Annotated in this window: 14 protein-coding genes and 2 pseudogenes; 2 read left to right on the top strand and 14 right to left on the bottom strand. The window is 41.6% G+C overall.

What is annotated here, in order from left to right; genetic code table 11:
- Positions 1-53: 53 nt before the first annotated feature.
- The 11 genes and pseudogenes from FJR71_RS06445 to FJR71_RS06495 form a co-directional block, all read right to left on the bottom strand.
- Positions 54-6,323, bottom strand: coding sequence for a G5 domain-containing protein (locus FJR71_RS06445; protein WP_140814354.1), 6,270 nt, complete (start codon positions 6,321-6,323; stop codon positions 54-56).
- Between the two features lie 374 nt (positions 6,324-6,697).
- Entirely contained in the window at positions 6,698-8,704 is a 2,007-nt protein-coding gene (locus FJR71_RS06450) for a DUF2079 domain-containing protein (RefSeq protein ID WP_140814355.1), read from the bottom strand.
- A gap of 162 nt (positions 8,705-8,866) precedes the next feature.
- Positions 8,867-9,361, bottom strand: a complete 495-nt coding sequence (locus FJR71_RS06455) for a beta-class carbonic anhydrase (RefSeq protein ID WP_140814356.1) — start codon at positions 9,359-9,361, stop codon at positions 8,867-8,869.
- 146 nt (positions 9,362-9,507) lie between these two features.
- The gene (locus tag FJR71_RS06460) at positions 9,508-10,203 is read right to left on the bottom strand and encodes a TIGR00266 family protein (protein WP_140814357.1); all 696 of its coding nucleotides are present in this window, start codon (positions 10,201-10,203) and stop codon (positions 9,508-9,510) included.
- A gap of 81 nt (positions 10,204-10,284) precedes the next feature.
- A complete protein-coding gene (gene radA / locus FJR71_RS06465; RefSeq protein WP_414257143.1) occupies positions 10,285-11,646 on the bottom strand; it encodes a DNA repair protein RadA in 1,362 nt (453 codons plus the stop codon).
- 13 nt (positions 11,647-11,659) lie between these two features.
- Positions 11,660-12,175 (bottom strand): histidine phosphatase family protein, encoded by a 516-nt coding sequence (locus FJR71_RS06470; protein WP_048691438.1) that lies wholly within the window; start codon positions 12,173-12,175, stop codon positions 11,660-11,662.
- A gap of 18 nt (positions 12,176-12,193) precedes the next feature.
- Positions 12,194-12,496 (bottom strand): annotated as a pseudogene (locus FJR71_RS06475) (isochorismatase family protein); the annotation flags it as partial.
- A pseudogene (locus FJR71_RS06480) lies at positions 12,492-12,653 on the bottom strand (DNA repair protein RadA); the annotation flags it as partial. The pseudogenes FJR71_RS06475 and FJR71_RS06480, both read right to left, overlap by 5 nt.
- Positions 12,654-12,663: 10 nt before the next feature.
- Positions 12,664-13,203, bottom strand: coding sequence for a histidine phosphatase family protein (locus tag FJR71_RS06485; RefSeq protein WP_045759967.1), 540 nt, complete (start codon positions 13,201-13,203; stop codon positions 12,664-12,666).
- 1 nt (position 13,204) lies between these two features.
- A complete protein-coding gene (locus FJR71_RS06490; protein WP_048691434.1) occupies positions 13,205-13,651 on the bottom strand; it encodes a dUTP diphosphatase in 447 nt (148 codons plus the stop codon).
- Positions 13,652-13,888: 237 nt separating this feature from the next.
- Entirely contained in the window at positions 13,889-14,578 is a 690-nt protein-coding gene (locus FJR71_RS06495) for a gamma-glutamyl-gamma-aminobutyrate hydrolase family protein (protein WP_048691431.1), read from the bottom strand.
- A gap of 202 nt (positions 14,579-14,780) precedes the next feature.
- On the opposite strand from FJR71_RS06495, the gene FJR71_RS06500 reads away from it, so the two are divergent.
- Both FJR71_RS06500 and galU read left to right on the top strand, forming a co-directional pair.
- The gene (locus FJR71_RS06500; protein WP_140814359.1) at positions 14,781-15,797 is read left to right on the top strand and encodes an NAD(P)H-dependent glycerol-3-phosphate dehydrogenase; all 1,017 of its coding nucleotides are present in this window, start codon (positions 14,781-14,783) and stop codon (positions 15,795-15,797) included.
- 61 nt (positions 15,798-15,858) lie between these two features.
- Entirely contained in the window at positions 15,859-16,770 is a 912-nt protein-coding gene (gene galU / locus FJR71_RS06505; protein ID WP_140814360.1) for a UTP--glucose-1-phosphate uridylyltransferase GalU, read from the top strand.
- 512 nt (positions 16,771-17,282) lie between these two features.
- On the opposite strand, the gene FJR71_RS10170 is transcribed toward galU, so the two are convergent.
- From FJR71_RS10170 to FJR71_RS06525, 3 genes are all read right to left on the bottom strand, one after another.
- A complete protein-coding gene (locus FJR71_RS10170; protein ID WP_140814361.1) occupies positions 17,283-19,850 on the bottom strand; it encodes a C69 family dipeptidase in 2,568 nt (855 codons plus the stop codon).
- A gap of 229 nt (positions 19,851-20,079) precedes the next feature.
- Positions 20,080-20,766 (bottom strand): rhomboid family intramembrane serine protease, encoded by a 687-nt coding sequence (locus FJR71_RS06520; RefSeq protein WP_140814362.1) that lies wholly within the window; start codon positions 20,764-20,766, stop codon positions 20,080-20,082.
- Positions 20,750-21,289 (bottom strand): 5-formyltetrahydrofolate cyclo-ligase, encoded by a 540-nt coding sequence (locus tag FJR71_RS06525; RefSeq protein ID WP_140814363.1) that lies wholly within the window; start codon positions 21,287-21,289, stop codon positions 20,750-20,752. The genes FJR71_RS06520 and FJR71_RS06525 overlap by 17 nt, the downstream gene beginning before the upstream one ends.
- Position 21,290: the final 1 nt, after the last annotated feature.

The raw sequence follows: 21,290 nt of genomic DNA on the forward strand, positions 1-21,290 counted from the left end.
ATCATTGTAACATAATTGTTTCACTTTGCAAAGTAATTTTTATCTTTTTTCACTTATCGTTCGTTTTTTTGTCGATTAAAGAAACGAAAAGTGATAATTGATAAGATGAAGCCTAGGATAGAAAGGATCCAGCTCTCTTCTGTACCTGTATTTGGCAAGCGATTTTCTTGAATTTCCCCACTATCTTTTTGGCTATTTATTATAGACTCAACTTTGGTTTCCGCTTTTGGATTTGTTGAAACATGATTGAGCTCCTCAACTTTATTACCAAGTTGATTTTGAGGTTGGTCATTTTTCTCGCTCTTCTTCACTACTTTTGTACCAAGTTCAGTAATTTCAGGAACAGGTTCTTCGATCAATGTCACTTGGATTAATTCTTTCTTGATGACACGACCTTCTTGAATAGTCAAGCGGTATTTGTATTGACGCTTACCTGTTTTTCCTTCCTGCAAGAGGGCGACTGTCCCTTCTGCTTTATTAGGATTCTCGACAATAGTCTTGTCAAAGGCGACATCTTCTATCTCAATTAGCTCCTCTGTTGTAATCGTAGGAATTCGTTTTGTCCCTACCAAAATAACACGAGTAACTGCCTTTCTGATAACCTTGGTATCTACCAAGGTAGAAGAGCGTTCTTCATCATTGAAGTAGTATTTTTCAAAAGTCTTATGGATCAGTCCATCTTGGCCTTCTTGGAAGACTCTAGTTTCACCTTCTGCTAAGCTTTCGTCATTGCGATATTCTGTCTGATAAGTAATGACCTCATCCTCAGTCACCAAGACTGTACGCTCAACTCCAGTACCCACTACAACGACTTTGTTAACAGGGTGAGTCGTGATGACAGTTCTTAGATGCTCACGTTGAGTTTCTTTACCATTGACATAGGTTACTTGGTAGTAGTCAGTTTGACTTCCTTCTTGGCCTTCTACTTCGACCAAACGATAGGTCACAGGTTTAGACTTATCTTCCCGAACGATGGTGTTGTATGGGATTCCACTTGTGAAGCTGATCTCCTTGGTTTCAGTAACTTGAGAACCGATATGGATAATCTGTTCGATTGCTGGACGCAACTCTTTGACGCTAATCAAGTCCGTCTTGACTAAGATGCCATCTTTATAAGTAAGCTGATAAATTTTTTCTACTAAGCCAGCACGACCTTCTTGAACAAGCTTACGTTCACCTTTTGGCAGGTTTTCATCAATAACAGTAACTGTTCTAAAGTTAGTCTCTTCAGTTCGCGTTTCCTGCTTCACTTTAATATTTGGAACATGTTTTGTCCCTACTAAAATGATGGTCGGTACTGCTTCTCTGACAGTTTTACTTTCGATCAGTTTTGAAGAACGTTCTTCGTCATTGAAGTATTGTTTCTCGATCGTCTTACGGATCAATCCATCCTGACCTTCTTGGATAATCTTTGTTTCACCTTCTGGAAGAGTGTCGTCATTACGGAATTCCGTTGGACTTGTGATTCGCTCTTCCTGAATTTCAAACATGATACGCTCGATTCCAGAACCTTCAACTAAGACTTTATTAACAGGCTGAACTGTAATGACCGTTCTGAGGTGTTCACGTTTTGTTTCCTTACCATTGACGTAAGTTACTTGATAGTAGTCTGTTTGAATTCCTTCTTGGCCCTCTACTTCAACAAGGCTGTAACCAACTGGCTTGGTCTTGTCCTTACGAATAATGACATTGTAAGGAATTGGACTTGTAGTGTTGATTTCTTTAGTTTCAGTGACTTGAGTACCAATATGGATAATCTCGTCTTGGACTTTTTGAATTTCCTTGCTACTAATCAAGTCTGTCTTGATCAAGACGCCGTCTTTATAGGTAAGTTGGTAGACTTTTTCAATGAGACCAGTTCGTCCTACTTGGACCACCTTAGTCTCACCTTTTGGTAGATCTGGATCTTCGATGTTTTGAGTCTTATAGGCAATCTTCTCAGTTTGAGTATCCTGTTCTACCTTGATAGTTGGTACATGTTTTGTACCTACTAAGATGATCGTTGGCGTTGCTTCTTTGATTAGTTTGCTGTCTACTAATTTCGTAGAACGCAACTCGTCATTGAAGTATCGTTTTTCAATCGTTTTACGAAGGAGACCTTCTTCACCAACTTGAGAAATCTTCGTTTCACCTTCTGGAAGAGTGTCATCATTTCGATACTCAGTTGTGCTTGTAATCTTATCTTCTTGAATTTCAAAGAGGGCACGTTCTACTCCGGCACCTTCGACAATCACCTTGTCAACAGCTTCTTTAACGACTGTTGTCTTGAGGTGTTCACGTTTTGTTTCAGTGCCATTGATGTAGGTTACTTTATAGAGGTCTGACTTCTCACCGTCTTGACCTTCTACCTCAGTCACTCGGTAGCCAATTGGCTTCGTAGTGTCTTTGCGAACCTTAATGGTAAATGGAATTGGACTTGTCTCGCTTGCTTCTCTAATTTCTTTGATACGAGTTCCAACTTGGATGATCTCATCTACTGGATCTGTAGTGATGTTAGATTCTACAAATGTACGAGATGTCTCTTCTCCATTCACTTTCGTTACAGAGTAACGATTTGTTTTCTGGCCTTTCTTACCTGCCTGGATAACCTTAGTTGTCCCTGCAGGAAGTTGGTCTGAAAACTCTTTGAGAGTATTGTAATCGATTGACTCTGTCTCATCTACAAGCTCAGTTGTTTCCACGATAGGTGTCGCATTTCCGACACGAACGACACGGTTGACTGCATCTGTAATCTTATGTTCAGAAACGATGGTACGGCTGATTTCTTTACCATTTCGATAGCTTACCAAGAAAGTACGGATAATTTGTCCTGGAGTTCCTTCTTCATCGACGACACTTTCTCCTGCTGGAAGTGTATTGTCTGAGACATAAACCGTCTTGAATGGAACATCAACTTGCTCATCCACTGTACGTTCTGTCATCTTAGAAGTACCGATTACTGTGATTTCGTCTACAGCTTTTGGATCCTCAACTTTTGAGATTTCTTTACGAGCAACTTCGACATCGTCCTCATAGGTAACTTCATAAGTTGTTGTGATGGTACCAGGAGATCCAACTTGAGTAATCTTGCTGTAGCCTTCTGGTTGGGTTTCATCTTTTTCAATAACCTTGTTGAAGTCTTTTTCTTCGACAACAACTACGGATCTGATTGACACAACCACCCCTAGACCTTTAACAACGATCTTGTCCTTCTTCTCTTTAAGGACATTTTCATTGACCAAGGTACGGTCAACGAGTTCATCATTGAGGTAAGTAAGTTTGTATTGACTTTCAATACGACCTTTTTCACCTTCCTGACGGACTTCTTCGTAGCCTTTTGGTTTCGTGTAGTCGTATTCGATTACAGTTTCAAAGTCTACATCCTTGACATCAGTAGTGTATTCTACTTTTTCTACTGCACTACCAACTGTGATAATGCGTTTGACTGGTTGGTCAATCACTGTTTCAGACGTCAACGTCTTACCAACTTCCTTACCATTCAATTTTCTGATTTGGTAAGTCTTTTCAACAGAACCATTCTTACCAGCTTGATTTTCAAATTGATAAGTCTTAGGTTTTGTTGGGTCCGTTCTGATCTCAGTTTCGTATTCAACAGTTTCTTTCTCAGTAACAGTTTCAAATGTTTCTGTCGCTGTACCAATCAAAACGATTTCTCTCGTAGGCTCTTGAATTACTTCCTCAGATTCAATCTGACGACCTACAATTGTATCACCAACTTTGGTAATCTTATAAACATTAACTTTCTTACCAGGAACACCTTTTTGAACGGTTTCTTTAAATCCGATAGGAAGTTCATCTGTCTCACGAGTTTCGATGATGTACTCTGTCGTTGTTGTTGTACGAAGTGTTTCAACCGTTTTATCACCAACGATATCTACTGGAGCTAATGGCTTGCCATCTAGAGTGTTACGTCCGAGGAAGACATTATTACTCTTGGCATTCAAGTTCACCCACTCACCATTGTATAGTCTAAAGAAACCATTTTTGTTTGGTGTGTCTGCGATGAATTTGTTATCTGTAGCTGTTACTTTAACAGTATCGTTGAGACGGTTGATACCAAAGAAAGCTTGCATTATGTCTTTGATAACTGCTCCATCTGATCTACGAGTGACATCGTAACGTTGCCATGGCTCATTGTCTTTATACTTGAAGGTATTGCTATTAACATCAATAGTAGATGCGTTAGTACTTTCAATAGCAACTGCATTTTTCCATCTAGACTTAATCTTAGAAACGGTCAACTCATTGTTGTCAATGTTGATGCTTCCTCTAGTCTTGGTAAATGGTACTTTTGTAACCTTGTTGACACGTTTACCAGTTGTACGGTCAATAACACTTGCTACATAAGTCGTATCATCGTTGATGTAAATCGGTAACTGCTTGATGTCATCTACTTCAATCTTGTTTCTTGAAATAGTGATGTCACCTGAACCACCACCCTCAACACCTCTAGATGCTTGGGCTGTGTTGTTGTTAACAGAGATGATATAGTCTGTTGAATCACCAGTGATGGTATTACCTTCGATATTCAGGCTATAATCATTTGAACTTTCATTATTTCTAAAGAGAATACCAAAGGTTCCTAGTTGTCCATTTTCAAATGGTTTTGTCAAACCTTCAATGGTGTTATTTGAAATGACGTAACGACCTTTATCAAGAGGTTTGGTCCATTTATGGTTTTTCTCATTTGTCAGGATAGAGATGGCTGTGTAACCACGGTAACGAGCTGGATCATCATCATCGTTTTCCAACTTAGAGTTTGGATCTTGTGTTACCTTGTTGTTACGAATAATGACATCTGTCATAGGGTTAGCACGGTTATAAACCTCGATACCATTCAAACGGTCTCCGAGCGAAACGTTGTTTTCGATGAGGATCTTATTCCCGTCGTGAATATCCAAGCCTTTACGGTAGTTGTAGTTGGTGTAGTTACCAGTATAGGTAATGCCATCGTTATAAGACCCTGCCATTGAGGCCGCACCATATCCAGTACCACCATCCAATACATGACCGTTATATGACAAGATATTGTTGTCTACAACAAAATTACGTTGGTAACCAAACATAACACCCGCAACACGGTTGTTATGAAGGAAAGAATTGGTTACCTTGTTACCGTCCATGATTGGAACATCTGGATCTCCGATAGACTTGACTTCGTTTGAAACCTTTTCAGAAATACTGCTATAACGGATTGGTCTTCCATTGCTATCATACTCTTGAGCCGTTGCCTTACTTGAACTAAAGAAGACACCGGCTCTGTTGAATTTCATAGCACGAACATCATTGATCGTAACATTTGAAGAATCGTTTACATAGATACCATTTGAACGTCCAAAGTAAGATTTCCCTTTACGGTAAAATTCATTATCCTTAGTGTAGTCTGATGAATCATAGGCATGCTCAACAGTTAAGCGACCCACAGTAAAGTTATTCTGATTTTGAATGAGGACCGCAGACTCGTAACGGTTATCCGTCAAGTTTGTTTCAGGATCATGTTCTCCGTCTTGCTTCTTATTAAATAAGATTTTTGTGTTGTTACGACTTGGACCACTACCAATCAAACCTTTTACATTGGCATAGTTTTCATCAATAACCAAGGTATTCTTCAGCAGGACTGTCCCTGATAGCATAACAGAAGCGCCACCCTCAACCTCGTTGGCCGCAGAGAGCGCCTTTTTGATTGCTTCACTCGCTTCAACTTTTCCTGTCGTATCAAGACCAAAATCCGTTGCTTTTACATATTTACCGTAATCCGCATCATCGTATACTTTTGTATTGCTAGCTGCAGCTCTTCTACGACGAACTTTAGGAATTGGAGTTGTAGCCGTTTCAGCTTCATTTGTACTTGTATCGGAAAGTGTAGCAGGAGCAGGAGTTGGATCTTCCTTCTTTTCTGCACTATTAAGAGTTGGATCAGTTTTACTATCTTTATTAAGACTTGCTTCGGCTTCACTGTCTTTATTAAGAGAAGTTTCGGCTTTACTATCTTTATCAGAAGAAGAGGCTTCCGTCGAAGTATTCTTAGCATCCTCCTCAGAGCCTTTTGTTTCCTTTTCCGTTAAAGCTGGAGCTGGATATTTCTTATCTCCCTGATCAACTGCCGGCTTTTCTTCTGAATTTGGCTCTGTAACTGCTCTAGTTTCAGATTCTGGAATAGAAACTGGCGTATTCAATGCAGGCTGGTTTTCATCCTGATTCTTAATAAGACTTTCATTTGAATTTTCAAAAGAATCCGCACTGGCTTTTACCTGGCCTAATTGAAATGTTGTTAACACCCCAATTGCTAACAAAGAGTACTTGGTTGTTTTTTTAATATTCATGAATCCTCCTCTTTCATTTAATTCTTCCCACTTTTCTCAGTCTATACGTTTCAACTAAACCAACCTTTTAACAAAGATTCAATTATTTATTTTATAAGGTGGATAGAAATGGATTTTACTTTAATGATACTTATTGTTTGATAGAAAGTCAACTATTTTATTCTATAAATTTTTACCTAAAAGAATTCCTTTTCTATTTTCCTTTTATCCTCTATAAAATGGAAGAAAATTCACTATTTATCTTGTATCGACCTCCTATTAAATAATAAAAAGCTGCCGCATATAACCGACAGCTTTATTCAAATGTCATTAGTGATGTAACAGCATTCAAGACACTTGTATTTTGCTCTAAAATTAAGAAAAGATTCTTCAAATTACTTCTCTAACACAAGAACGTCTTCTGTAGAGAATAAGCTTTCTTTATAGCCAGAAGCTTCATATGCCTTCAAGATATCCGCCTCAAAAAATCCTTTGCCTTCTTGCCTTGTTTCTCTCGGTACAACAACATAATCAATATTTAAGTCAACTTTTTTATCATTATGATAGTAGATATCATATAGTTTTTCATGCTGTCGAAGGCTTGGAGTATAACTCCCCGTCGTTACTACTGAAGACTCAATTGGCAAATCTTTTAATACTGATTGTATCCCTTCAAAATAATCCTTTCGATTGTGGTAATATTTAATTTCAAAGTTCCATTTATGAGTGTAGCTATAGAGGATCCCTCCTGAAATCACTAAAGACGAAGCAACGAGAGCAACAAGGGCCTTCTCCCCTACTACTTTATAATTACTCAATTGATCCAACGCCAATAACCCCATAATGAATAAAAGAGTAACTGATCCATAGCTGTATTGGAAATTAATATCATATTGATAAAGCCAATCTGTTAGTAAATTAATCGCTAGCAGAGGAAGCATAAGGAAATAAGTTGATAGGCGTCGTTGGACAAGTGGCAAAAAGCCTAGAGGAAACAGAACTAAAAAGATATAGCCAAGTTTCTTAGCCGTAAACAGACTACCCAGAACATAAAGCGGATTTAAGATAGTGTTTTTCATCACCATTAACAATCCATTCTCCCCAGACATTAACAAATGACTATATCGAGAAACCATTGCACCTTCACCATATTTTGTCAATAGAAACATAGCAAATCCAAAGTAAATTACCGGCAAGACAAATGTACTAGCATATAACCACTTTTTGAAACTCGGAGATATAGAAAAACGATTCTGAAAGACAAAATAGAGTCCTAGCGATAGTACGTAAATAAAGGAATCCTCTTTTACAAAAAGGATGAGGAGAGCAAACAAGACAGTTCGCAAACGCCATTGAGAGATTATAGCGTAAAAGAGCCATAGAATTAAAGGGGGTAAAAAGCAGTTCTCATGAATGTGGTAACTGCCACTGGTTGTCATTGCTGGAGTAGCAAAAAATAGTGCGATGACTAGAGGATTTAACAGTTTTGGCAATTGTAATTTCTTCAATACCAGCCCGAGGGGGATTACAGCAGAAAATACAATAAGAATTTGTAAAATTTCTAATGTTTCTACATAAGGAAACAACATGTAGAATGGAAGAATCGCATAAAAGATCGGAGAAATATGGACAGCAAAGTGCGATAAAGCCTTATCTCTCTCAAGCGTTGTTATCTGTGTGAAGTCTGTCTTCATCCTCTCAAACATTTGAGAGAAAATCCCAATATCAAATGTCGAGCCTGAATTTGCCTTGACTTTATAATACACTACAACAGATAAGTAAAGGACATAACAGACTCCAATAATTAAAGTTATCAAGGTAAGTCGTTTAACCCATACTTTACTGATTTTGTCTACAGCCAACCTACTAATAATTAGTCCGATTAATAATGCAATAACAACTGAAGTCAAAATTGGCCAAATTAAAGAAGTAAATTTTGATTCAGCGATATTAAAAGAGTGAATTTTTAGGGCTTCATCTTGAAATTTCCCACTTGCTTGAAGGAGAAGCTTGGGAAAAGATAGCACCACTAATACTGGGAAAACAATTGCAAATCTTATTTTGTCTAGATAGAAAAATAAAAATAGAGCAACTGAAATCATAATCAATCCTAGAGATAAGAATAAGGTTGGACTTTTAAGAATTGCTACAAATAGGATCAAAGCTGTCAAAAAAGTATTGAGAACACCAATATCAATGAGTTTCTTATACTCACCAATAAACCAAAGAAATGGGTAAATGATGACAACCCCGATAATTGTCCCAACAATTCCTACTTCTCCTAATTTTAGAAAGAGCGCTTCAGTCGAAAATCTAAGCAAATTAAACAAAACGACAATAAAGTAGGATCCTAACAGTAACCATAGGTAGTTCATGTTGGCTAGATTCTTAATTTTTTTCATTTAAACCTCCCGTAATTATAAAATATTTTATCATAAACTGAAGAACTTGCCTATTTAAAGATAAATAAAGGAGATAATTTTTGACTGCAGATTTCTCTTTAAAATTGATTCATAAAAAACTTATTTCTCTCGAAATAAGTTCCCATAAACAGATAAAATTTCTTAATTCACCTCAGTGATCAACCCTGTATCGACATCATAGATAGCTCCTGAGATAATGACATCGTCTGGAATCAGCGGTGAGGCTTTTAATAGAGTGACATCTTCTCGAACGCTCTCGTAGATATCTTGAAAGGGTAGGAAGTCTTGGTCTCCCACATCAACTCCCAGTTCCTTCTTCAGATGCTGACGGAATCCTTCATTCTCAAAGGTTTGCGCTCCACAGTCTGTGTGGTGCAAGACGACGATTTCTCGTGTCCCCATCTGTTGCTGTGAGATGACCAAGGAACGAATCATGTCCTCTGTCACGCGCCCACCTGCATTCCGCAAAATATGGGCATCTCCCAAAGCAAGCCCCAGTGCTGGCGCCACGTGAAGACGAGAGTCCATACAGGTCACAATGGCCACTTGCGTTTTCGGTTTGATTGGGAGATGGAGGTCTCCGTGCAATTCAACATAGGCTTGATTGGCTTTTAAAAAATTCTCAAAGTAGGACATTAGGAACTTCCTTTCTGGTTGGTAAAATAGTTTGAACGCCAAATTATTTACACTCTATCTTACCATCTTTTTCCCAGATTGTCAGTTGTCAGCCTACATGAAAAAGGAGAGTAAAAGCAAACCGACTTCTACACTCCTTTCTTATCTTATGATCGTCTTGGTAAATAACGATTTAGCAAGCCAGCAAAGGTTTGAAGGTTGAGACTTTGAACATAAATCTCACCAGTCCCTCTAAAGGTATTGACAACACCTTCACCCGTTCCGATGGATTGCCAGAAACCATTTTCCAAATGGATATTATAATCCAAAGACTGGCTCCAAGCAACGACATGGGCATTATCGATGGTGATTTCTTGATTGTTTAGCTCAATTTTTTTAATGGAGCCGTAGGCATTCACCAAGAGGGTCCCTTGCCCTTGGGTCGTCATGACGAAGAATCCTCCCTGACCACCAAAAAGAGCCTTACCGATCGATTGGGTTTCCATTGTATAGTATGCTGAACCATCAAGTGCAAGGAAGGCACCATCGTTCAATCGATACTGCTTTTCGCCCAAGTAGAGAGGTACCACCTGACCTGGTGAGTCGGGTGCCAATGCTAGGTAAGCATTATTAGACTGGGCAAATACCTGAGTAATAAAGGTACTTTCACCCGAAACCATTGACCGTCCAACAGCTTTCACAAAGCGTCCCACACCAGAGCCACTTGCATTTAATTTGGTGTTGAGGGTCACATTAGGTGTATGGTAGACCATACTCCCCCGTTGAATATAGACAGTTTCACCCTGATTGAGAGATAGCTCGACCAAAGGGAACTGCACATTGTTATCTGTAAAAAATTGCAAAATAAGTAACCCCCTATGTTTAGTAAGTATAGAAAAAGTATAGCACAGGAAAAACCTTTTTGCAAACGATTCCAAGGACTGTTAAGAAAAGACTTTTTTCAAAACTTCCCCTACTGTGGAGACTGCTATCACTTGAATGCCGTCTGGGATTGCAATCCCTTGGAGTGAATTTTTAGGCGCATAAATCTTAGTGAAGCCTAGTTTCGCCGCTTCATTGATCCGTTGCTCGATCCGAGTCACTCGGCGAATCTCGCCGGTCAAGCCAATCTCACCGATAAAGGCCTCTTGCGGATTGGTTGGAAGTTCCTTGTAGCTGGAAGCAATGGCCACCGCTACGGCTAGGTCAATGGCTGGTTCGTCCAGTTTGACACCACCGGCCGACTTGAGATAGGCATCCTGATTTTGAAGAAGAAGTCCGCAACGTTTCTCTAACACAGCCATGATGAGGCTGACCCGGTTAAAGTCAAGACCCGTTGTCGTCCGTTTGGCATTTCCAAATACAGTCGGTGTCACCAAAGCTTGAACTTCCGCCAGGATTGGTCTGCTGCCTTCCATGGTGACGACAATGGCAGAGCCAGTCGCCCCATCCAGGCGTTCTTCCAGAAATACCTGACTAGGATTGAGGACCTCAACCAAACCGCCTGACTGCATCTCAAAGATTCCGATCTCATTGGTCGAGCCAAAGCGGTTCTTGACCGCTCTCAGGATCCGGAAGGTGTGGTGGCGTTCGCCCTCAAAGTAGAGCACCGTATCCACCATGTGTTCCAACATCCGAGGCCCTGCCAAAGTCCCTTCCTTGGTCACATGCCCGACGATAAAGATGGCAATGTTATTAGTCTTAGCCAGCTGCATAAGTTCAGCTGTCACCTCACGCACCTGAGAAACAGACCCCTGCACCCCTGAAATCTCAGGAGACATAATGGTCTGAATCGAGTCAATGATGAGGAAGTTAGGCTGGATGCGCTCCACTTCTGCTCGAACACTCTGCATATTAGTCTCGGCATAGAGATAAAACTCACTGTCGATATCCCCCAAGCGCTCTGCCCGAAGTTTGATCTGCTGAGCCGACTCCTCTCCACTGACGTAGAGAACCGTTCCCACTTGAGACAACTGGGTCGACACTTGTAAGAGAAGGGTTGATTTCCCAATCCCAGGATCCCCACCGATAAGGACAAGACTTCCTGGTACCACTCCTCCACCAAGGACGCGATTGAATTCCTCCATCTCCGTCTTGGTCCGGTGAACATTGATAGAAGTCACGTCCGCCAATTTCATGGGTTTGGTCTTTTCACCCGTCAAGGATACCCGTGCATTCTTGACCTCTGCGACCTCGACCTCCTCGACAAAAGAAGACCAAGAACCACAGTTAGGACAGCGCCCTAGGTATTTGGGTGAATTGTAGGCACAATTTTGACAAATAAATGTCGTTTTTTTCTTTGCGATGATAAACCTCTTTCTAAATCTCTATCTCACACTCAATCACTTGGCAAAAATCAATCTTCTCATTTGGCACAAACTGGCGTATGAGCATGCGATGGGCTACAACTACCACAGTTTGATGTTCCCGATACTTAGCCATGCATTCTAGAAAACGAGACTTCATCTCTACAGCTGTCTCATATTGAACAGGAGAATTTGGGAGCAACTCCCCCTTGTTTTCTAAAAACAGACATCTAGCTGTTTCAAAGTTCTCTATACCTGTTTCATAAACCTGCCATTCATGCAATAATGGCTCTACCCTCAAAGGAAGGCCAGTAGCACAGGATACATAAAAAGCCGTTTCTAAAGCTCGCGTCACTGCAGAAGACACCAGGATATCAGCTGAGCCAAACAAAGGATTTTTGCAAAGTTCCTGAGCTTGTTGTCTTCCTTTCTCAGATAAGGGTGCCAAATCTATCCCGAATCCAGTATAGGAACGCTCCTCTAACTCACGGTAATTTGGCTCCCCGTGACGGATAAAAATAATTTTCATATTAAGATCCCCATAAAACTATCCAATCTTGATTCCGCAATCTTGCCACTGCTTCAGTGTTTTAGAGAATTTCTTCTGGTTGGCAACTCCGACAGCAGACAAATCGACAGAAACCTGATAATTCTCCTTGGTAGCTGCCAAAACGGAAGTCTTAACACAGCCATTGCCATCTACCCCTATAAACTCTATGCTTTTAGCACCGTTTTCCTCTAAAAAATCTTTTAAATCTGGATTAGTAAAACAAGAAGCCCGACGCTTCTCAAAGATACGAGAAGATACAAGCAGCAAGCCGGTCGCAAATTTCTTCTTTCTGTCTTTTCTCCCCCGTCAAGGACACACGCGCATTCTTGACCTCTACAACCTCAACCTCCTCAACAAAAGAAGACCAAGACCCACAGTTTGGACAGCGTCCTAAATACTTGGGGGAATTATAGGCACAATTTTGACACACAAATGTCGCCTTTTTCTTTGCGATAATAAACCTCTTTCTATATCTCTATCTCACATTCAATCACTTGGCAAAAATCAATCTTCTCATTTGGCACAAACTGGCGCATGAGCATTCCGTGAGTTACAATGATAATAGTTTTATAATTTTTATATTTTTCCAAAGCTGTTAAAAAACGATGACGCATCTCTAGATCAGTTTCATAGCGATAAGGAGAATCTTCAGATAAAGCTCCTTGATGTTTTAGATAATATTCATGAGCTACCAATACACTAGTTAAATCAGAGTTAGTGCCATCTATGTCTGGACGCCACTCATGAAAAAACGGCTCCACAAACAAGTCCAATCCTGTTTCAACTGCTATATAATGTGCTGTTTCTAAAGCCCTCGTCACAGACGATGAAATAATAATCTCTGCCTTTCCAAAACATGCAGTTTTAGCAACTTCTTTTGCCAGACTGCGACCTTTTCCTGTCAATGGTGCTAAATCACGACCAAAACCACTATAGAGTTGCGGATTTTCAAGTTTATCAAGCATACTATAATCTGGCTCCCCGTGACGGACAAAGATAATCTTCATCTTAGTGCCCTGTTGACCCAAATCCACCGGTCCGCACGCCGGCTGCCTCATCTCCATCTGCAATTAAGAAAGGAGCAAAGACAGCCTGAACCACGCGTTCGCCAACTTCAAGGACGACTTCTTGGTCGGTGATGTTTTTCATCTGAGCAAAGATATGGCCTTCATTCCCTGGATTGCCATAGTAGTCTCCATCAATGACGCCGACTGAGTTGATCAAGACCAGACCTTTTTTACGAGGGTTAGAGGAACGGTCATAGAGATAGAGCACCTCAGTCGGTTGCATATAGGCCTTGACCCCAGTTGGAACGAGGACGATTTCTCCTGGAGCAATGACTGTGCGTTCTGCCACTTTTAAGTCGTAGCCGGCTGCATGGGCTGTCTCCCGTTTTGGCAGCAAGTCCTGATTGGTATAGCTTGATACAAGTTCAAATCCACGAATTTTTGTCATGATGATTCCTCTTTCATTCTAATTAGTTTCCATCTCTTCTATTATACCATCACTTTTCCCTAGCGTCTCCCCTATACTACTATTCGTATTTTTTCTGACAAACACACAAAAGCCCCCTCAACCGAGGAGACTTTTGCAGGAGATTATATGAAAAAAGTAAACTGTATCAAACAAAGTTAGGAGGTCTTTGTTGATGAGACTAGTTTACCTCTTTCTCCTTAAAAAATCCTAAAGACTTTACAATTCTTGTAACAGATAGCGAAAGAGTTCGAGATTGCCTTTTTCTTCTTTAACAAGAAACTCTGGATGCCACTGCAAGCCAATGATGCGATGACCATCTACTGCTTCGATGGCTTCAATGGTCTGATCGCGTGGATCAATGGCTGTCACTCGAAAGTTAGGCGCCAAGTCCTTGATGCTTTGGCGATGCACAGAATTGATCTGGCTAGCTTGTCCAAAGAGACGCTCCACCACACTGCCTTTTTTGGTCTCAATGGAATGAAAAGTGCCAAAAGGAAGCCCTTGCCAGTGCCCTTCCACTTCTTGATGGAGAGTCCCACCGAAGGCAACATTGACCAACTGAACTCCTCGACAGATAGCTAGGACCGGCTTGTTTTGACGGACTGCTTCTTTCAACAAGGCCAACTCAAACTGATCGCGCTCGAGATTGTAGTCATCACTCTCGATGGCGATCTCTTCTCCATAAAAGCTAGGATGGACATTTTGCCCCCCACTGAGGATGAGCTTGTCCACTGTCTCGATATAATCTTTGGCAAAAGACGGGTCCCCCACTGGGATGACCATAGGAAGGCCACCTACTTGCTTAATGGTTTCCGCAAATTTACAAGATACAGACGAATGGATATTTTTCCCATCTGGATCCACTGCACATAGATTGGCAGAGACTCCAACAATCGTTCTACACATGGCCTTCCCTCCTTTAATATTTCTATTCCCCATTTTATCATCCCAACCATAGAGCGTCTAATATGTATTTTTTAAGGGCCTGATAAAAATTATTTATCACTGGAGACAAACTGTATTTCCATCTGCATCTTCCTATGTCAACCGAGCTTTTTTCTCTATATTATGGTAAAATAGAAATGAAATCTTCATGAAGGAGAATGCTATGGATAAACAAACCGTTGCGGTCATCGGTCCTGGTTCTTGGGGAACTGCCCTTTCTCAAGTCCTCCACGATAATGGCCATGAAGTACGGATCTGGGGAAATGTCCCAGAACAAATCGACGAAATCAATCAAGAACATACTAACAAACGCTACTTTAAGGATATCCTTCTAGATCCAGGGATCAAGGCCTACCATAACTTGGACGAAGCCCTTTCTGGAGCGGATGCGGTCCTCTTTGTCGTTCCAACCAAGGTGACACGACTCGTTGCCAAGCAAGTAGCTGAACTCTTGGACCATCATGTCAAGGTCATGCATGCCTCCAAAGGATTAGAACCAAACAGTCACAAACGGATTTCTCAAATCTTAGAAGAGGAAATCCCTGCTTCTCTACGTAGCGAGATTGTGGTCGTGTCTGGTCCAAGTCACGCTGAAGAAACCATTGTTCGCGATATCACTCTAATCACAGCAGCTTCTAAGGATTTAGAAACAGCTCGCTACGTTCAAGAGCTCTTCAGCAACCACTACTTCCGCCTCTATACCAACACAGATGTGATCGGAGTAGAGACAGCCGGTGCCCTTAAAAACATCATTGCCGTCGGAGCTGGGGCCCTCCACGGGCTTGGATTCGGAGACAATGCCAAGGCTGCCATCATCACGCGCGGCCTAGCTGAAATTACCCGTCTAGGAGTGAAACTTGGGGCTAGCCCATTGACCTATAGTGGACTATCGGGAGTTGGAGACCTGATCGTGACAGGGACTTCAATTCACTCTCGGAACTGGCGAGCTGGGGATGCCCTCGGTCGTGGTGAAAAATTAGAAGATATCGAAGCCAACATGGGCATGATCATCGAAGGGATTTCCACCACTAAGGCCGCCTACGAACTGGCCCAAGAGCTTGACGTCTATATGCCGATCACACAAGCCATCTACCAAGTGATTTATGAAGGGCAAGACATTCGTGAAGCCATTAACTTCATGATGAACAATGAATTTAAAGAAGAAAATGAGTGGAACTAAGGGATTGTTCCTTACCAATCAGATTAACAACCAATTATTCTTTAGTTAGAAAGGAATTATTATGACAAAAGTTAGAAAAGCAGTCATTCCTGCGGCTGGACTTGGAACGCGTTTCCTACCTGCAACCAAAGCCCTGGCCAAAGAAATGTTGCCAATCGTGGATAAGCCAACCATCCAATTCATCGTTGAAGAAGCCCTTAAGGCTGGCATCGAAGATATTCTCGTTGTCACTGGTAAGTCAAAACGTTCTATCGAAGACCACTTCGACTCAAACTTCGAACTTGAGTATAACCTCAAGGAAAAAGGAAAAAATGATCTGTTGAAACTGGTCGATGAAACTACCGGGATGCGCCTCCACTTCATTCGTCAAAAACATCCGCGTGGCCTTGGAGATGCTGTCCTTCAGGCCAAGGCCTTCGTTGGGAATGAGCCTTTCGTTGTAATGCTGGGTGATGACCTCATGGATATCACAGATGATACAGCTACTACTCTCACCAAGCAATTGATGAATGACTATGACGAGACACATGCTTCAACCATTGCCGTCATGAAAGTTCCCCATGAAGAGGTTTCTGCCTATGGAGTCATTGCTCCTCAAGGGGAAGGCATCAACGGACTGTATAGCGTTGAAACTTTTGTCGAAAAACCGTCACCTGAGGAAGCACCAAGTGACCTTGCCATTATTGGTCGTTACTTGCTAACTCCAGAAATCTTCCAAATCTTGGAAAACCAAAAACCAGGCGCTGGAAATGAAATTCAATTAACTGATGCCATCGATACCTTGAACAAGACCCAACGAGTATTTGCTCGTGAGTTTAAAGGCAGACGCTACGATGTGGGGGACAAGTTTGGGTTCATGAAAACATCTATTGATTATGCCTTGAAACACCCACAGGTTAAAGATGATCTCAAACAATACATCATCAACCTTGGAAAACAATTAGAAGAATCAGGAAAAGGTACTGAGGAGTAAAAGATCCTCCCCCCGACTTTTCGACTATAAAGCAAAGAGACCGGACTAAATGTCCGGCCTCTTTCTATTTAGTACATAAAAAAGCTCAGCTGATTCTTCAAAAAATAAGAAAAATTTATTTTTTTTGAGTCATTGAAGAAGGAACTGGAACTTTCCGCTGTGAGAAAAGTACCTGAAACACAGTTGTTCAGGCACTCGGAATTATTGAGACCTTAGGCTCAATAATTAGTCATGGAACTTCGTAGAAGTTCGCTGACGTCCGTACTCACCTAAGGAAAGTTTCTAAGATCACTTTATATTCAACCTGAAAGAGGCTGGGACAAAAGTCCTAGCCTCTCAATTATTTTTGGATTGTTGAGCAAGACGCAGTGGTTGAGTGGGCTCTACTACGCTGATTTCACCAGCTTTTACAGCCCTACTCAACTGTGCGGAGGTGGGACGACGAAATCGAATTCTAACGAATTACCGATTTCTGTCCCACTCTCTCTTTTTGTTTCTTAAAAAGTTATTTTTTAAGCTTTATTCTGTTTGCGTTTTTCTACATAGAAGGCAAATCCAAGGGCACTAATCAAGACACCGCCGATGATACCAACCATTGAAATGGTTTGTCCAGTAGATGGCAATTTCTTGCTTTCTGTTTTTTCTTCTACCTTAGCTGCTGTTTTGTAGACAACTCCATAAGATGAGAAGTGATTGGTTGTGAAGGTTACCTTGCTCTTGTCTTCATTCAAACTGAACTGGTAGGTCTCAACCTTGCCATCTTCTCCAATGCCTACAACAGATTCCACTTCTTTCGCAGGATCAACTGGCATAGTCACAACAGTTGGGCTGAATTGATGAACAGGGCCATTTTGATTTGACAACTGAATGTCATAAATCTTATAGTCTTTACCTTTGAGGGCTTGGACATCATTCACTACAGAAGCTACCAAATTAAAGCCACCTTGGGCAAAGTCTGGGTTTTGTAGGGTGATTCCAGTAACAGGATCTACTAAAATGTAAGAATTCGTCGGAAGAACTGGACGATTGTTTGTAGTTGGAGCAGGGACAATCTTAGTTGATGTGTTTACATCCTTGTTTGGCTCAGTACTTGGTTGAGTTGGCTTGGTTTCGTTCTTGCTTGGCTCAGTACTTGGAACTGTTGTTGTGGTTGCGTCAGTGCTTGGCTCGACATTTGTCTCTGTTGTCGTAGTTGCGTCCGTACTTGGCTCGATACTTGCTTCTGTCGTCGTAGTTACGTCCGTACTTGGCTCGACACTTTGCTCAGTTGTCGTGGTTGCATCCGTGCTTGGCTCGACACTTTGCTCAGTTGTCGTGGTTGCATCCGTGCTTGGCTCGACACTTGGCTCAGTTGTTGTGGTTGCGTCAGTGCTTGGCTCGACACTTGGCTCAGTTGTTGTGGTTGCGTCCGTACTTGGCTCGACACTTGACTCAGTTGTCGTGGTTGCATCCGTGCTTGGCTCAGTACTTGGAGCTGTTGTTGTGGTCGCGTCCGTTGGTTCCTTGTAATCATCTGGGAGAGATGCTCGATACGGATCATCTGTTCTACCCGCTTCTTTCAAGGTTGCTGAAAGCTCAGCTTCATATTGTTTAAATTGTTTGAAAAGACGTTCAGAACGCGCAATTGCTTCAGCAGTTACTTGATCCTCTGCCCCTTTTGCAGCTGCTTCATCAGCTTTCAAGGCAGCGTATTTTGCATCACTCACTTTTTGTTCAATAATGAGCTGTTCTTCTAGTGCTTTCCAATGATTTTGGATAGATTTTCCAAAGAGATCTTGGTTATTGATGGCCATTTGGTCAATGTGCCAAACTGTCCAATACCATGAATTTGGATCATAAGTAGCTGTTTGAGGTTTAAAAGCTTCGTAAGTATCCTTTACATTTCCATAGAATGGAACATAAGGGGTATTCCGTGAAGGTCCCATACCTATCCATACAGTTCCACCAAATGATTTTGGAAGATTTGGATTGATTTGATAGACATGGGCATCGATTACATTTTCGTTTCCTAAAGCATATTTGTATTGGTCTTTACGAACAGTATCGTTGCTACCATCATCACCTTGTTTCTTCACGCCAATTTGATCATCTGGTACAAAGCGTCCATTCAAGTGTTCAAAACGGTTCCGTTGCAAGGCAAAAGCATCTTCTAAAGTGTATTTTTTGTTTGGATCGGTTGGTGAACGGAAGAGCTCATACTCATCATCCTCATAGGTGACTTTAGAGTCTGGATCTAGCAAGGTAATACCTGCATAGGTCCGTGAGCGGTCTCCTTCAGCATATTTTTCTGGTCCATAAGATTTAGCAATATGGAAGTTTCCATCTTTATCGGTCTTGTAGTTGCCAGATTCCTTGGCTACTTTTTCTACATCTTTAGAGGCAATGACATTTTCAGTGTCATTCAAATCAACATGACCTAGGTAGTAGGTATTTGCAAAGACTGCGTATTTATCTTCTGGCACCTTCACCGCTACATATTGGTGACCAGATAGAATTTCCATATACCAAGTTTCATTTTGGTCAGCAAAGACTACCACATTTCCTTCAGCTGAACCTTTTTCTTCAATGACTTTAGCCAGTAATTCAACCCCTTCGCGGGCAGTTTTAACACGTGGTAAGATAACATCTAGCATAGCTGCTTCTGGAAGTCCATCCGCTTTCAAAGGATCCGTTGTCAAGACCTTCTTATTTGGAATAGCTGTTACTGTCGCTGTCATAGATACACCGGCTTCATTAAAACCGTGTTCCCCGAAAGCCCCGTTGCTACCGTCACCACGAGCAGAATCATAAGTAGCTGTGTATTTCATTTCGTTAGTAGCATGCGGGTAGGTGAATCCGTTGGATTCATCCTCGATTTGATCTCCCTCATTATAGGTCTTGGCATCGACAACAACATAGTTTTTGTTGTGTTTTCCACCATTTGGATAATAAGGATAGTCCTCAGTCCGGCCAAACAGGGTCGTTCCATCCTTGGTCAACTGGCGACCAATGATAAAGCCACAACAGGCCTGAACGGCTTGAATTGGTAGGAGTAAGAACGTCATCGCTACCAAAGCTAGTTTAAACAACCATTTCTTCATCGCAAATCTCCTTTTTGCTTATTTTATGCCCTCAAGCGGTTTTTGGACACAATTAGGTTTTATATACCACCAGTCTACTCCTTTTGAATCAATATTGCAAGCGCTTTCTTTTTACGTTTTTATTCATTTATTGGTAATATTTTTTGCTTTCTCTACCTTTTTTGAGAAATATATACAAAAAAACTGAGACTTCACTCAGTTTTCAGATAATTTACAAATGTGCTACAAATCAAAAAAAGGGATGAAAGATAAAAGGCCAAGCACAAAGAAGGATAGCCCCAACTGTATAAAGGGTCAGGGCTCCCCAGCGCCAGCTTTTTTTCACGCTATCTCGCTCACCATAGACGGGAAAGACAAAGGCTAGAATCCCTCCTCCCACCAGGCCTCCTAGGTGACCGGCTAGACTGATCCCCGGCATGAAACTAAAGAGGATATTGATCAGAATCAAGGAAGTATAACGTTGGCTCAGATAGCGAATATAGGGACTTCGAGCGATAAAGCGTAAACTGGCAATAGCACCAAAGATACCAAATAAGGCGGTAGAAGCTCCAGCTGCAACAGCAAGAGGAGAAAAGGCCAAGACAAAAAGATTGCCCATTAAGCCGGATAAGAGGTAGAGGGCTAAAAAGGCCTTTGAGCCAAATAGATCTTCTGCGATTCTTCCGATAAAATAGAGGGTAACCATGTTTAAAACAAAGTGTTGCAAGCCAACATGAACAAACATGGCAGCAAGCAACCGCCAGCTCTGGCTTGGGTCCACCTGGATTTCTGCTCCTAAGACACCCCCAAAATCATAGACAGCTTGGACCGATTCATAGTCAAAGCCACGAAGCAATAACATGGATAGAAAAACGCCGGTTGTTAACAGAAGCAGGCTACTGGTCACTGGGTATTTCTTATCAAATAGTTGATCCATACACAAGAACCTCCTGTACTGGAATATCATGGGGGGCAGGTGCAAAGTCTACTTCCTGGCAAGCATAGATGGTGCTGACGGTCGCTCCGTCGAAATCTGTCAAATAGCGATCGTAATAGCCTCCACCATAGCCCAGCCGGTAGCCATCCTTTTGAAAGGCTACTCCAGGAACATGGATCAGATCAATCTCCGACTTATCTATTGCTTGGCTCCCATCCTCTGGTTCCAAGAGACCAAAGGCTGTTGGTTTCAACTTCTGCGGATCATAGACTGCAAATTCCATGCGCCCTTTGGGATAGGTCTTTGGGATGACAACCTGCTTGCCATCTTCTTGAGCTGCATCAATCAGAAAACTTGTATCCACCTCATGCGGGAAGGACAAATAGGTCGCAATCACGCTTGCTGCTTTGTAAGCTGGCAAAGAGCGCAACCGCTGGATCAAGGCTTGATCAGCCTTTCGCTTGTTCTCTCTCACCAAGCCTTTCATCTTCTTCAATACACTTTTTCGAATAGTTGCTTTCATT

Source organism: Streptococcus xiaochunlingii, assembly GCF_006385805.1.
GTDB classification, from domain to species: Bacteria; Bacillota; Bacilli; order Lactobacillales; family Streptococcaceae; genus Streptococcus; species Streptococcus xiaochunlingii.